The 14,578-nt window shown below is 64.2% G+C and carries 11 protein-coding genes; 7 read left to right on the top strand and 4 right to left on the bottom strand.

All coding sequences use genetic code 11. From position 1 onward, the window contains the following. Positions 1-12: 12 nt before the first annotated feature. From EN850_RS17620 to EN850_RS17595, 6 genes are all read left to right on the top strand, one after another. Positions 13-1,041, top strand: coding sequence for a zinc-binding dehydrogenase (locus EN850_RS17620; protein ID WP_136091887.1), 1,029 nt, complete (start codon positions 13-15; stop codon positions 1,039-1,041). A gap of 1 nt (position 1,042) precedes the next feature. Further along, positions 1,043-1,774, top strand: a complete 732-nt coding sequence (hutC, locus tag EN850_RS17615; protein WP_127870491.1) for a histidine utilization repressor — start codon at positions 1,043-1,045, stop codon at positions 1,772-1,774. 101 nt (positions 1,775-1,875) lie between these two features. Then, entirely contained in the window at positions 1,876-3,171 is a 1,296-nt protein-coding gene (locus EN850_RS17610; protein WP_189591134.1) for a hypothetical protein, read from the top strand. Positions 3,172-3,404: 233 nt separating this feature from the next. Continuing rightward, positions 3,405-4,415 (top strand): ABC transporter substrate-binding protein, encoded by a 1,011-nt coding sequence (locus EN850_RS17605; RefSeq protein WP_127276159.1) that lies wholly within the window; start codon positions 3,405-3,407, stop codon positions 4,413-4,415. A gap of 28 nt (positions 4,416-4,443) precedes the next feature. After that, positions 4,444-5,307, top strand: a complete 864-nt coding sequence (locus EN850_RS17600; protein WP_127276161.1) for an ABC transporter permease — start codon at positions 4,444-4,446, stop codon at positions 5,305-5,307. Positions 5,308-5,317: 10 nt separating this feature from the next. After that, positions 5,318-6,100, top strand: coding sequence for an ABC transporter ATP-binding protein (locus tag EN850_RS17595; RefSeq protein ID WP_136091885.1), 783 nt, complete (start codon positions 5,318-5,320; stop codon positions 6,098-6,100). Positions 6,101-6,315: 215 nt separating this feature from the next. On the opposite strand, the gene EN850_RS17590 is transcribed toward EN850_RS17595, so the two are convergent. Together EN850_RS17590 and EN850_RS17585 are read right to left on the bottom strand one after the other, a co-directional pair. Then, entirely contained in the window at positions 6,316-8,208 is a 1,893-nt protein-coding gene (locus tag EN850_RS17590) for an ABC transporter ATP-binding protein (RefSeq protein ID WP_136091884.1), read from the bottom strand. Next, positions 8,208-10,061 (bottom strand): ABC transporter ATP-binding protein, encoded by a 1,854-nt coding sequence (locus EN850_RS17585; RefSeq protein WP_135865017.1) that lies wholly within the window; start codon positions 10,059-10,061, stop codon positions 8,208-8,210. Before EN850_RS17585 ends, EN850_RS17590 begins: the two co-directional genes overlap by 1 nt. A 320-nt stretch (positions 10,062-10,381) precedes the next feature. On the opposite strand from EN850_RS17585, the gene EN850_RS17580 reads away from it, so the two are divergent. Continuing rightward, a complete protein-coding gene (locus EN850_RS17580; RefSeq protein WP_136091883.1) occupies positions 10,382-11,824 on the top strand; it encodes a 2-hydroxyacid dehydrogenase in 1,443 nt (480 codons plus the stop codon). A gap of 10 nt (positions 11,825-11,834) precedes the next feature. On the opposite strand, the gene hutH is transcribed toward EN850_RS17580, so the two are convergent. Next, complete coding sequence (gene hutH, locus EN850_RS17575; protein WP_136091882.1) at positions 11,835-13,331, bottom strand: histidine ammonia-lyase; 1,497 nt, start codon at positions 13,329-13,331, stop codon at positions 11,835-11,837. Between the two features lie 142 nt (positions 13,332-13,473). After that, on the bottom strand, positions 13,474-14,577 hold the full coding sequence (locus EN850_RS17570; protein ID WP_136091881.1) for an alcohol dehydrogenase family protein: 1,104 nt from the start codon (positions 14,575-14,577) through the stop codon (positions 13,474-13,476). Position 14,578: the final 1 nt, after the last annotated feature.

Raw genomic sequence — 14,578 nt, 5'->3', positions numbered from 1 at the left:
GGGACCATCGCGATGAAGGCGGCACGGCTTTATGGACCGGGGGATCTGCGCGTCGAGGATGTCGCCGCGCCAGGTATCCCGGATGCCGGCTGGGCAAAACTCAGGATCGATGCCGCCGGAATCTGCGGTTCGGACCTGCACAATTTCCGCACCGGCCAATGGATAAGCCGTTCGCCTTCGACGGCTGGCCACGAACTGACCGGCACGGTGATCGCGCTGGGCGAGGGCGTCGACACAATCGCTGTCGGCGACAGAGTCGTCGCCGATTCCCGTTTCTGGTGCGGGGATTGCGCGCAATGCCGTGCCGGCAAGCGGCATCTCTGCGCTGCGCTGGGCTTCGTCGGCGAAATATGCGACGGCGGTTTCGCCGAACAGGCGGTGTTGCCCGCACGTTTGCTCCATGTCATCGACGCCGGCCTTGACGAACGGGTCGCCGCCATGGCCGAACCCCTCGCGGTCGCGCTGCACGCGGTGCGGCGTCTGCCGAAAACGGTCGGTTCGGTTCTGGTCGTCGGTTGCGGGCCGATCGGTGGTCTTGCCGCGCTGCTGCTCTCCCGAACCTTCGCCGGAACCGTGCTTGTCGCCGACCGGAACCAGGCGCGCTGCGCCCGCGTGGCGGGAGTGACGGGCGCCACGACCGTCGATCTCGACCGCGATGCCATTGCCGCAGCCACCGCCAAGGCCCCGCTGCTGGCGGCCGTCGAGGCGACGGGCAGCATCGCTGCGTTCAACCAGTTGCTCGGTGTTCTCGATCCCGGTGGCGCGGTGGCGATGGTCGGGATATTTCATGGCCGCCTCGACATCGACCCCAATCTTCTGGTCGAGCGCGAGATTGCATTGCTGGGATGTCACGCCTTCGCCGACGAATTGCCCGACGCTGTCCGCATGCTGGGTGAACTCAGCGAGCCGCTTCTGGCCTTGGTCGACCGCGAGATAGGCCTGGACGATATTCCAGCCGCCTATGAGCGGCTGTTGGCCGGGAAGAGCGATGGCTTGAAAACAATCATCCGCATGCGGCAACCTGCCGGAAAGGATTTTTGAAATGATCGATTTGCCCGATACGGCGAGCCCCCTTTACGAGAAGGTGAAGGACTACATCCTGACCAACATCGGAACGGGCAAATGGGGCAAGGACCGCAAGCTGCCGTCCGAGAACGAGCTGGTGGTTTCGCTGGGTGTGTCACGGATGACGGTTCACCGGGCCTTGCGGGAACTGACCGCCGCGGGATTCCTGATCCGGCTGCAAGGCGTCGGAACATTCATCGCGCCACCCCGGCCGCAATCGACTCTGATCGAGATCAACAACATCGCCGCCGAGATCGTCGAGCGCGGCAACAGGCATCGCTCCGAAGTCCTGGTCCTCGAAACCATCGTGCCGACGAAGGAACTCGCGCTGTCGTTCGAGTTTGCGAAGCGCACCTCGATCTATCACTCCGTCGTCGTCAATTTCGAGAACGACCTGCCGGTGCAACTGGAAGAGCGCTTCGTCAATCCGGGCCTGATCCCCGACTATGACAAGCAGGATTTCACCAGGACGGCGACCTATGACTACCTGATGCAGAAGACCCCGGTCACCGAGGTCGAGCATATCATCTCCGCCGTCCCGGCCGACAGGGAGTCGGCGCAGCATCTGGGCATCGATGTCGGCAGTTGCTGCCTTCTCCTGCATCGCCGGACATGGACTGGGGCGGTCGTGGCCACGATCAGCAAGCTGACCTATGCCGGCAGCCGCTACTCGCTAGGCAGCCGCTACTCGCCTTCCAGGGCAAGCTGACTTCGACGAACCAATGCAAGCCGAGGCTTCGTTCAAATGTATATACATGTATCGATAAGAGTGCTTCGGCTGGTGGACGCACGGGCTTGCGGAGTCTGGGGATGACGGCGACACCGAGCCGCACGGCCCGGATACGGGCTCTCGCGCAGCATGATGTGGCCGAAGCGCAACGCGCGCTGACTGCGTTGCTGGCCGACTTGTTCGGGATGAACCCCGGCAACGTCCGCATCAATGTCGACAAATACAGCCTCAACTCCCTGAATGGCTTCTTTGACAGTGACGGCCAACCGTATTTCTTCAAATTCCATCAGGAAGAACGGGAAGAGGCGATGGCCGGCGAGTATTACCGGGCCGAAATCCTGTCGCGCGCCGGCTTGCCGGTCGACCAGCCCGTGCATATGTCCGCCCAGCCCGGCGAGCAGATCCTTGTCTATAGCCGCCGCGTGGATCCTCGATTTTCGGATGTGCTGTTCGCGCTGGACACCAAGGACGATGCCGGCAGGCGGCGCGAGGCGGTTCTTGCCGAGCGTGACCTGTCCGCCAGGCTGCTCGATGTCTATCTCGAAACGCTGCATCCGGTGACCGTCGCGCAGGTGTCGGCCGAGCCGATCCACCGGTTGTTTCATGAGCGGCTGATCGACGCCGATACGCGTTTGTCGCCAGGTGGCCGCCTGGCCGATTTCTACGTCGGCAAGTCGTTTGTCTTTCCCGGCGCGGAACTGGATTGGGATCGGTTTTCCCGGCTGAAATTCGTCATCAACGGGCAGCGCTACATCAGCAGCATCGGCGAGCTCTTCGACGCCGCCGCGGAGCGCCTGCGGCCGGACCGGCTTGCCGATGCCGGCGGCGTGGTCGCGCATGGCGACGCCCACAATGCCAATGTCTGGTACGTGGAGACGGCGGGACGGGCGGAACTGTCCTTCTTCGATCCGGCCTTTGCCGGCTCGCACATCCCGACGCTGCTGGCCGAGGTGAAGGCGACGTTCCACAACATCTTCGCCCATCCCTTCTGGCTCTACGATCCGGCCATGGCGACCCAGGCTTTTCAAGCGCGGGCGCGGCTGGATGGCGACTTTCTGTATGTCGACACGGACTGGGATTTGAGCCCGATCCGCCGCGACCTTCTGGAGGTGAAGGCGATGGAGCTGTGGCGGCCCTTGCTGCTGGAACTCAAGCGTCGCGGCATGCTGCCGGCGGATTGGCGAACGGTGCTGCGCTCTGGGCTGTTCCTGTCGCCGACCCTGGTGATGAACCTGCGGGCCGGCGCGCGCAGCCACACGCCGGTCTCGTCTCTCATCGGGTTTTCGGTCGCGGTCATGGTCGGCAGCGAGCCCGATGGCGGAACCGACCGGATGACCGGTTTTCTCGATCGGATCGATCCTGAAAAGCATGCGTAGTCAGGCAGGGGACGCGCCGGATCAACGCAAAATTTGAGTCACTTCAACTTGTATATGCATGTATGTATTTTAGCCTTGACATCCGCTTCCGCTGACGCTGAAATGTGCCAGCACTTCAACCACGAAGTGGCGGGCAAGACGCCGAGGCACAGTGCCGCAAGAGCAGAACCCGCAGTCTCACCAGACCGGATGCCTGGGTAAAAAAGCGGTCTGATCACCAAGGGGAACGAAAGATGACGCTTAACCTAGCAGGACAATTTCGCGCGTTGGTGATGGCCGTTGCCGTCGGGCTCACCGCCGCCCCGACAGCCCATGCCGCCGATGCGGCCATTCCCACGACGCCCGAGGCCGGATCGTTCAAGATCGGCATCGAGCCCTGGCTTGGCTATGGCCAGTGGCACGTCGCCGACGCCAAGGGCCTGTTCAAGACGAACGGTCTGTCGGATGTCCAGATCGTCAATTTCGCCGAGGACAAGGATATCAACGCCGCACTGGCCAGCGGCCAGCTCGACGCCGCCAACATCGCCACCCACACGGCGATGGGCATGGTTGCGGCCGGCCTGCCGGTGAAGATCGTGCTGCTGCTCGATGTCTCCATGACGGCAGACGCCATCGTCGCCGGCAAGGACGTCACCTCCATCGCCGATCTCAAGGGCAAGCAAGTCGCCTTCGAGGAAGGCACGACGAGCGACATCCTACTCAAATACGCGCTCGCCAAGAACGGCATGTCGATCGACGATGTGAAGGCCGTTCCGATGCCGGCGTCCGATGCCGGCGGCGCGCTGATCGCGGGTCAGGTGCCGGTCGCGGTCACCTATGAACCCTATCTCACCGTCGCCATGGCGCAGAACAAGGACGTCAAGCTGTTGTTCACCGCCGGCGAGGATCCCGGCCTGATCAGCGACGTGCTGGTGGTGCGCGACGAAGTGATCAAGTCGCGGCCCGGCCAGGTGCTGGCCATGATCAAGAGCTGGGACGCCGCGCTCAAGGACTACAATGCCGATACATCAGGCGGTCGCGCCATCATCGCCAAGGCGGTCGGTTCCGACGTCAAGGACCTCAACACCGCCTTTGACGGCGTGCGCTACTATTCCCTGGCCGAAAACAAGACGGCGCTCACCGGCGATTTTACCACCAAGACATTCGCCGATGTCGAAGCGGCGGCGAAGAACGCCAAGCTGCTTCAGGCCGATGTGACGCCGGAGCAGATGATCGACCCGTCCTTCGTCAAGGCGGCGGAATGACGAAGGCCGGATCGCGGTGGTAACGCAGATGTCGGGAGAACCCACCGCGAAAACCGATCTGGCCCGTTCCGCAGCGAAGCCAGTCACGAAGAAGGCCACGCGTCGCCGATCCTCCGGGATCGGCGTGCCGATCGCCCGGTCACGTTTCCTGGCGATAGCGGTGGCCGTCTTTGTCGGCCTCGGCCTCGCCTGGTGGGCGGCGACCGGGCTGGAATGGGTAAAACCCATCTTCCTGCCGTCGCCGGGCAGCGTCGCGACCCAGATCGCCAAGCTCGCGGCCGACGGCACCTTGTGGCTGGACCTCCGGGCCTCCATGTACCGCATTTCCATCGGCTTTCTTCTCGCCTCGGCACTGTCCATCCCGATCGGCGTGCTGATCGGCAGTTTCCGCTCCTGGGAGGCTGCGATCGAGCCGCTGGTGGATTTCATCCGCTATATGCCGGTTGTCGCTTTCGTACCGCTCTCCATCCTGTGGGCCGGCACCGGCGATACCCAGAAATTCCTGATCATCTTCATCGGCACCTTCTTCCAGCAGGTGCTGATGATCATGGACAATGTGAAACGGGTCCCCGCCGACTTCATCGGCCTCGGGCGCACGCTCGGCCTGCCGGACCGCAAGATCCTGACGCGCATCGTCGTGCCCAGCGCCTTGCCGGGCATCTGGGACACGCTGCGCATCAGCCTCGGCTGGGCATGGACATGGCTGGTTCTGGCCGAACTCGTCGCGGCGACATCCGGTCTGGGCTATCGCATCACCGTATCGCAGCGCTATTTCCAGACCAACACCATCATCGGCTACATCCTGCTCCTGGGCGTGCTTGGCCTCATCACCGACCAGGTCATGAAGGCATTGGAGAAGGTGCTGTTCCGGCAGGATGGCCACTCGCAATGAGGAACCGCCGATGACTGTTCCCAAATTGCGCATTGCGGGTCTCGACAAGAGCTTCGGCGCCGGCGAGCGGCGCACGGAAGTGCTGCGGGACATCAATCTAGACCTTGCCGACAACGAGTTCGTCTCCCTCGTCGGCACGTCGGGATGCGGCAAGAGCACGTTGCTGTCGATCGTCGCCGGACTGCAGGATTTTGACGCCGGCGATCTCAGCATCGATGGCGCGCCGATCGTGCAACCGGGTCTCGACCGTGGTGTCGTCTTCCAGTCCTACACGCTGCTTCCCTGGCTGACGGCGCGGCAGAACATCGAGTTTGCCCTCAAGGCCGCCGGCTATGATCGCTCCGCCTGCCGCGAGATCGCGCTCGAGCATCTCGACCTCGTCAAGCTGTCCCAAAGCGCCGATCGCTTCCCGTCCGAACTTTCGGGCGGCATGAAGCAGCGCGTCGCCATCGCCCGCGCGCTCTCCTATCGCCCCAAAATGCTGCTGATGGATGAGCCCTTCGGCGCGCTCGATGCCTTGACGCGGCACCAGATGCAGGAACTCCTGACCCAGATCTGGGAAGAGCATCGTCTCACCGTGCTGTTCGTCACGCATGACGTCGAGGAGGCCGTCTATCTGTCGGACCGCATCGTCGTCATGGGGATCGGCCCGGGACGCATCATGCAGACCTTCAACGTCGACATCGAGCGCCCGCGCCGCGAAGAGGTGATGGAAACCCCGGCTTTCATGGATTTGCAGCGCGGCGTGCACAAGGCGATCCGCGAGGCCTCAAGACGTCCCGAAATGGCGTAGTGCCGGCAACCTTCGCCGGCGCATTGGCGTTGTCGCCGATCCAACCGCTACCGATCCAACGGTGTCCGTGTTCGCGGTTCGCGGCGTGCGTGTGGCCATTATGACGGCGGTGACGCGGCATAGGTGGTGCCTTGGTGACGGCGGCATCCGCGACAGTCGCGTCTTCTCGGGAAGGACATCGAAGCAATCTTTCGTTCGAATCCGCCAGCACCGGCTCACGTCGCCTTGCCGGCCGCCGCATCCATTCCCATCTCTTCGTCGGAAATGTCGTCGAAGGAAGCGTAGTTCATGTTGTAGAGGCGGGCGTAGAGACCTTTCGTCTTCATGAGCTGCTCATGGTTGCCGCTTTCGACGATCTCGCCATTCTGCAGGACGATGATGCGGTCTGCGCCGCGGATGGTGGCCAGGCGATGCGCGATGACCAGCCCGGTACGCCCTTCGAGCAGTTTGATCAGCGCCTTCTGGATCAGCATCTCGGTGTAGGAATCGATGCTGGCGGTGGCCTCGTCGAGCACAAGGATTTTGGCATCGGCCACCAGCGCGCGCGCAAAACTGATCAGCTGGCGCTGGCCGAGCGAGAGATTGCCGCCGCGCTGCTCGAGTTCGGTGTCGTAGCCGTCGGGCAGGTCTTCGATGAAGTCGTGCGCGCCGACGGCAACTGCTGCGCGCACCACCTCTTCGCGGCTGGCGCCGGTCCTGTGATAGCGGATGTTCTCCAGCACCGTGCCGGAGAACAGGAACGGCTCCTGCAGCACCATGGCCACCTGGTCGCCCAACGAATCCTGCGTCAGGTCGCGCACGTCATGGCCGCCGACCAGGACCTCGCCCGACCAGACATCGTAGAAGCGGTGCACCAGCGCCATCGAGCTCGACTTGCCCGATCCGGTCGGGCCGACAAGCGCGACTGTCTCGCCCGGATTGACGCGGAAGGAGATGTTCTTCAACACCGGCTGATTTTGACGGTAGCCGAAGGTGACGTTCCTGAACTCGACCGAACCATCCATGTTGCGCGACAGCGCGATGGCGCCGTCCTTGTCGCTGACGTCGACGGGCACGTCGAGCACTTCGGAGATGCGCTGGCCCGAAGCCATGGCCCGCTGCATGACGCTGTACTGCATGGTGAGCGAGCGGATCGGATCGAAGAAGCGCTGGATGTAGAACAGGAACGCCACCATCACGCCGATATCGAGACTGTGCGACAGCACCATCGACCCGCCGACGACGATGACGGTCGCCATGGCGATGCCGGTCAGCGTGTCGACGATCGGCACCATCACCTGTGCATATTTCGCCGACCGCAGATGGGCGTTGAGATTGGCCATCACCTTTTCGTCGTAAAGGTCGAAATTGACATGCTGGCGCTCCAGGCTCTGCACCGTACGCACGCCGTGGATGCCTTCGGCAAGCGCGCCGTTGGCGATCGAGTTGGTTTCGTGCGCGGCCATGAAGGCGACCTTGGCCCGCGGCAGCCAGAACAGGCGCACGATGAACAGCATCGGCATGGTCGACAGCGTCAGCAGGCCAAGCCGGAAATCGAGCCAGAGCAGGACGGTGACGATGCCGAAAAGAAGCACGATATCGCCTACTGACATGACGGATGTTTCGAGGAACTCCTGCATCGAATTGACGTCGCCCTGCAGGCGCGACATCAGCCTGCCGACCTCGGTCTTGTCCATGAAACTCAGCGAGACGCGCTGCAGGTGGCTGAACATGGCGCGGCGCAAGTCGGACAGCACGTTCTCCGCCACCTTGCCGACGACGCTTTCCTGTACATGGCTGGCGGCATAGTTGATGAGGATGATCACGGTGAAGGCGGCGATCGCGGAGATCATCACCGAGCGGTCGAGCCTGCCTGGCGCCATGCCGTGATCGATGGCGTAGCGGATGACCAGCGGGATCGCCAGCTGTGTCAGCGTGAACACCAGCACGGCGGCGACCGAGATGAAAATCCGGCCCTGATACGGTCTGACGAAGCTCCAGATGCGCCTGACGATGCGCGGGTCGTAGGCCTTGCCGAAGACCTCTTCCTCATCGCGGTGCGAGCCGACGACCGCCTTGGTCGGGCGTCCGCTTGTGTCTTCCTTCTCGTCGTCGTCCTGCGTCGACATCAGGCGGCTCCCTCGAGCCGATCGTCGTCCGGCCGTAGCTGCAGGTCGTAAAGCGCGCGGTAGCGTCCGCCGAGCGCCAGCAATTCCTCATGCGTGCCGCGTTCCACGATCCGCCCGCCCTCGACGAACAGGATCTGGTCGGCATGCATCAGCGAACTCAGCCGATGCGAGATGATCAGCGTCACGCGATCCCGGGCGAAGCGCTTCATCGCCGCTCGTATACGCTGCTCGGTGCCGGCGTCGACGGCGGCCGTGGAATCGTCGAAGACCAGCACCGATGGCCGCAACATCAGGCTGCGCGCTATGGTCAGGCGCTGCCGCTGGCCGCCGGAAAGCGACGCGCCACGTTCGCCGACGACCGTGGTGTAGCCGGCTGGAAGGCCGATGATATAGTTGTGCAGCTGGGCATACTCGGCGGCCTGGCCGATGCGGGTCTCGCGCGCCCAGGGATTGCCATAGGCGATGTTGTTCTCGATCGAGGTGGTGAACAGGAACGCGTCCTGCTGGACGACGCCGACCGCCTTGCGCAGCGACTGCAGCGTGACCTTGCGGATGTCCTGTCCGTCTATGGTGATCGCGCCCGACGTCACGTCGTAGAAGCGCGGGATCAGATGCGCGATGGTCGACTTGCCGCTGCCGGGCGGGCCGACGATACCGACGGTCTCGCCCGGCCTGGCTTCGAACGAAACGCCCGAAAGCGTCGGACGCTCGCCCGCGCCCTCATAGCGGAAACCGACATTGTCGAAGCGCAGTACGCCGTCGGTGATGACGAGCTCCCTGGCGTCGGGCGCGTCCTTGATGTCGAGTTCGGCATCGAGTAGTTCGAACAGCCGGGTGCCACAGGTCGAGGCGCGCGCGAAGGAGTTGACCATCAGGCCGAGCTGGCGCACCGGCATCTGCAATATGGTCATGAAGGTGAGAAACTGGGCCAGTGTGCCGACGCTGATCTGCCCCGCGATCACCTTCTGGCCGCCGAACCAGAGAACCAGGCCCATGGCGGCCAGGAAGGAAAAGTTCATGGCGCTGGTGTTCGAGACGCGGATGTCGACGCGCTCATTGGCGAGTTCCAGCGCATCCTGCTTGGCGCGGTCGAATTTTGCCAGCTCATGCCGCTGCGCCGCGAAGGCGCGCACGACACGGATGCCGCCGAGATTCTCATCCATCACCCGGCTCAGCACGGACAGCCGCTCCTGCAGCGTCAGCCAGGTGCTGCGCAGTCGGAGTTGCGTCACCGAGGAGCGCCAGGCGACGAACGGCACGAAGCTGAGGCTCAACAACCCGAGCACGAGATCGGTGCTGATCAACAGATAGGCGCCGACGCCGATCAGCACGCCGAGCAGCACCACGCGCAGGATGCCGGTGGAAAAGAACATGCGCACGCCGTCGAGGTCGAGCAGTCCGAGTGTGATGAGATCGCCGGTATGGACCTTGTCGTGGAAGGAAAAGCTGAGCCGCTGGATCTTCTCGTAGAAGGCGAGCCGCAGCTCATAGCCGGTCTGATGGCCGACGGCCTCGCCATAGTAGTTCTGCGCCATGGTGAAGAGGCCGCGCAGGATGCTGACGGCCAGCAGTGTCAGGGCCGTATTCCAGAGCGCCTGCTCGGCCGCGGTGCCGGCCCCCGCGGCCATCACGCCTTGCGCCTGATCGATGGCGCGCCCAAGGAGGCGCGGAATGAAGAGCTGCAGCGTCGCAGCGATAAAGGTCGAGACGAGGGTGATGGCAACCTGCCAGGGATGGCGCAGCGTCATGCGCACGATGCGCAGCAAGGTGCTGAGGCCCTTGCCCCAGGAGGCTTCCGCCACATGGGCAAATGATTTGCCGCGCCTGGCCGCGCTGGTTGCATCCGTGTGCAAGGAAAATACCCAGACCGATCCGGACATTAGCCCGAACGAATGTAGCAGACTCAATCAGATAGCTGGATTTTACGCGCGTCCGGCTTGCCCGTACAAGGGGCCAATGGCGACATCGCACTGTACCTGAAAGGGGTGCCGCGTGCCTTCTCGGCCATGGCCATCAGGGCCTGATCGGCGGCGCGGTCACCGGCAAGATCGTGTCGCAACTCGCTGCTGGTCTGCCGCCGGTGATCGATCTCACGCCGTTCCGGGCGGATAGGTTCTGAGTGTTCAGCGCCTGCTCCACCAGCAGGCCTTCCGTCCTGCATGAGGGGAACGACGTGACCGCGACCACAGACACACACGCCGTTGAGGCGATCGATCCGCAACGCGCCTACGCCGTCCTGGTCTGCGATCTGATCGGCCTGCGCTTCGACGCTGACGGAAAACCGGACCCTACGGAGGTGCGGGCCCATATCGAAGCCAAGGGCGGCCGCTTTCATGCGGCCGGACTTGGCGACAAGGCCGCTGTCGAACGCGGGCGCGTTCATTTCTTCTACCAGCCGGATCTCAGCACTCGCGAAGAGCTGATCGAAGCCGCCGGCGACGGACGCTATGATGCCGTCATAGCCGCCGCGACCTTCTTGCCCGCCGAAACCGTCTTTCCGCTGGCCGGCGTGCGCATCGGCGCCGGCACCGGCAATATGGGCTCGCGCTCGTGGGGTGGCGGCAGTGGCGAGGGCGGCACTGCGGTGCTGATGAACACGCCAGGCATCAACAGCCGCGCCACGGCGCAGATGGTGATGAAGGCGATCCTGAAAGTGCTGCCGGATCTCCCGGTCGACACGCTTCACGGGCGTGTCGCGCGGGGCGCCTTCGACACCGGCAGGGAGCTGCGCGATTTCCGCACCGAAAAGCTCGAAGGCAAGACCATCACGATCATCGGCTACGGCAATATCGGTCGCGAAGTGGCCAAGCTGGCTCGCGCCTTCGGCATGCGCGTGGTGATCCACGCGCGGCCACGGCACCGCGAATGGATAGAAGCCGAGGGCTTTGCCTTTGCCGCGGACCTTGTCGAGGCGGCCGGAGGCGCCGATGTGCTCAGCGTTCACGTTGGCCTGGGCAAGCAGGATGCGCAGACCGGCCGCTACGCCAATGCCGGGCTCATTGGCGCGGACGTCTTGTCCCGCATGAACAAGGGCGCGGTGCTGGTCAACTACGATCGCGGCGAGCTTGTCGATGTCGGGGCTCTTGATGAAGCTCTGAATACAGGCCGGCTACGCCACGCCGCCATCGATGCCGACCTGTTCAGGGATGCCTCGACCGGCCGCCTGTCCGGGCCGATGCTGCCTTATCTCGGCCTCGTCGAGAAGCATGGCGCCAGGCTTGAGCTCCTGCCGCACGCTGCCGCCGATACGGACCACCCGTCGCGCGTCGCAGGCGCCAAGCAGGCTGTCGACCAGATATTCGACGTCATCTGCCGCAAATCGGTAACGAATGCGAAAGGCACAATGCCGCAAGGCTACCTTTCCCTTGGCACCACCACGCCTCCAGGCATTGGACCTGTGACGGCGGACCACCTTTTGAAACTAACCTCCAGCGACTGCGCCGAATTGGCGGATCTCTGCGATCGGCAAGGCCGTCTGTGGAAGGCTCTCTCCGATACCCCGCCTGCCGAGCGAGGCGCGATTGTCGTCGAACAGGGCGACGAGCTTGTCCGGTTGATCGACCGCTTCTGCCTTCTGGCCGAGAACCTCAATCTGAGGGGACCTTTTCAGAAATAGTCCGGAGTTCTCAGTCCCGGGGACCGGCCACCATACGGGCGACCCGCGTCATGTCGGCGCTCATCTCACGATCGTCGTCGAGCGGGCTGACGAGCGCACGCACCGCAGCAAAGGTGCGCTGGGGTCCTTCGCCCATGCTGTCGACGACGCCGCGCAACTCCACGCCCGTCGCCGCGAAGATCAGTTCCATCGCAACGAGATAGCGCAGGCGCTCGATGATTTCGGCTGTCTTGGCCACCACACGCGGCGCCATCGACGACTGGTCCTCGATGCCGTCCGAAACGGCCAGCGGGCTGAGCGACATCGGGTTGGCCAGATGCCGGATCTCGGCTTCCAGCGCGGCGAGCGGCTTCTGCAGTTCCGCGTAGCCCTGGCGACTGCCGCCCCTGGCCGACAGGAAGCGCGGCAGCTCGGCAATTGTCGGCGACATCAGCTTCATGCAGCGGTTGGCGGTGCCAACCGCGCAATGCGCGAGCGCCTGGCCGAGTTGCTCCCAGGCCAGCGTCATCGCGGTGAGGTCGAAATTGCCGTTCGAGACGACGCGTTCGTCTTCGGGCAGGATCACCGGGTTGTCGCCGGAATGGGTGAGTTCGATCTCCGTCGCCAGCTTCGCCTGTTCGAACGCGTTGAGCAGGCCGCCCCAGACTTGCGGCACACAGCGATAGCTGAGCGGATCTTGCAGCCGCCGCGCCGCTCTGTCCTTCCACAGGCCGCTTCCGGCGAGTTCCGCGCGCAGCCGTGCGCCGATCTCGCGCTGGCCGAAGGCCGGCCGCGCGGCCAGGGCATCCTCGTCGATCGCGGTCAGCGAAGAACGGAACGCCTCATAGTTGAGCGCCACCGCGGCCAGCGCCCAATCGATGAGATGGGCGACATCCTCGAGACACAGGCATGCCGTGCCGGTCGACAGGCTGTTGGCGACGATGATGGCGTGGCCGTCCTTCTCGCGCAGGTCGAGTGGTTCGAGCCCGGCCAATGCAAGTGCCTCGGCGGAGGGCATTATCCTGCCCTGGAACTCCGTCTCGCCGTCGCCGCGCAGCGCTCGCGCCATGTGGCCGAGATGAGCAAGGTCCGCCGCGCCGATCGATCCCCAGGTGGGGATCACCGGATGGACGCCGGCGTTGAGCGCCGCCACGAGGCCCATGACCACGCGTTCGGAAGTGCCGGTGCCGCCGGCGGCCATGCCCGAAATGCGCGCGGTCATCAGCGCGCGCACCGCCTCGGTCGGAAGGCCCGGGCCGATGCCCATGCTGTGGCTGAGGGGCACGCTGTGCTGGAAGGCGATGAGATCGGCCTGCGCGAGCGGCGTGTCGACACAGGCGCCGAGGCCTGTCGTGACGCCGTACATCGGCTTGCCGAGCCCGGTGAGGTGCTCGATCAGCGCGCGGCTCGCCCGGATGCGCCGCATCGCCTCCTCGCCCAGCATCAGCCGCGCATTGCGCCGCGAGATCTCGGCGACGTCAGCCGCGCCAAGCGGCTTGGCGTCGAGCAGTATCATTCGGGCTGTCATGTCTCGCCTGTATCCCGTGACCAGAGGCCCGGACCAGCGGCGCGGCGGGCGTCACCATTTGTGGCGGCATGCCGGCTGGACTGCAAGCCATTCCCATTATGGCAGCGATGAGAAGGCAGGCGAAGGGACCAGGATTTTGCGATTACGCCGATCGCTCCGCGACAGCGTCCGGCACCACCACCAGCTTGCCGACAAAATCCTTTGCGACGAAATCGGCCTGCGCGTGGTGGAAATCGGAGAGCTTGTAGACGCCACCGACCAACGGTCTGATCTTGCCCCCCTCGATGTAGCGCACGATGCGGCGGAAGTCGGCGCGCGTGCCCTGGCTGGAGCCATGCAGCTGCAGCTGTTTCAGATACATGGTGCGCAGGTCGAGCTGCACCACAGGTCCGGCGATCGCGCCGGCGGTGGTGTAGCGGCCCTCGGGCCTCAAGATACGCAGCAGGTCGTTGAAGATCGCGCCGCCGACCAGGTCGGCCACGACGTCGATCGGCTGGCCGCCGGTCACCTCGGCCACGGCTTGCGGCAGGTCCGCGACGCCGCGGGTGATGACAGCCTCGGCACCGATGCCGAGCACGGCCTGTTCCTTGCCCTTGCCGACGACGGCATAGGGAATGGCGCCGCGTGCGCGGGCCAGTTGCACGATGCCGGAGCCGACGCCGCCGGAGGCGCCGGTGACCAGCACACGCTCGCCGGCTCTCAGGCCGGCGCGTTCCAGCATCTGTTCGCCGGTGAGGTAGGCGCAGCAGAAAGTGGCGAGTTCGACATCGCTCAGCGTTGTGTCGACGACATGCGCATTCTCGGCCGGCACGGCCTGATACTCGGCGTAACCGCCATCGCGGCCGTGGCCCATATAGTCGATATCGGCGAGTGAATCGTCGTCGCGGTTGTAGATGGAGAAATCGACCATCACCCGTTCGCCGATACGGTCCGGTGATACACCTTCGCCGACGGCGGCGATGGTGCCGACAGTGTCGGTGCCCTGGATGCGCGGGAAGGTCAGCGTATTGCCCTGCCTTCGCCAGGTCGACACCGCGCCCGCATCCTCCTCGGTACCATAGGCGCCCTGGCGCACCCAGACATCGGTGTTGTTCATCCCGCAAGCGCTGACCCTTATGAGCACTTCACCTGAAGCGGGGGCAGGCACTTTGACATCGGTGCGGTAGACGAGTTTTTCAGGTCCGCCATGCCCGGTGAGCAGCACGGCGGCCATGGTGGCGGGGAGGGTTTTGGTCATGGCATTCATG

The organism is Mesorhizobium sp. M8A.F.Ca.ET.207.01.1.1 (assembly GCF_004794715.1).
GTDB lineage: Bacteria > Pseudomonadota > Alphaproteobacteria > Rhizobiales > Rhizobiaceae > Mesorhizobium.
This window is presented reverse-complemented; position numbering and strand designations above follow the sequence as displayed.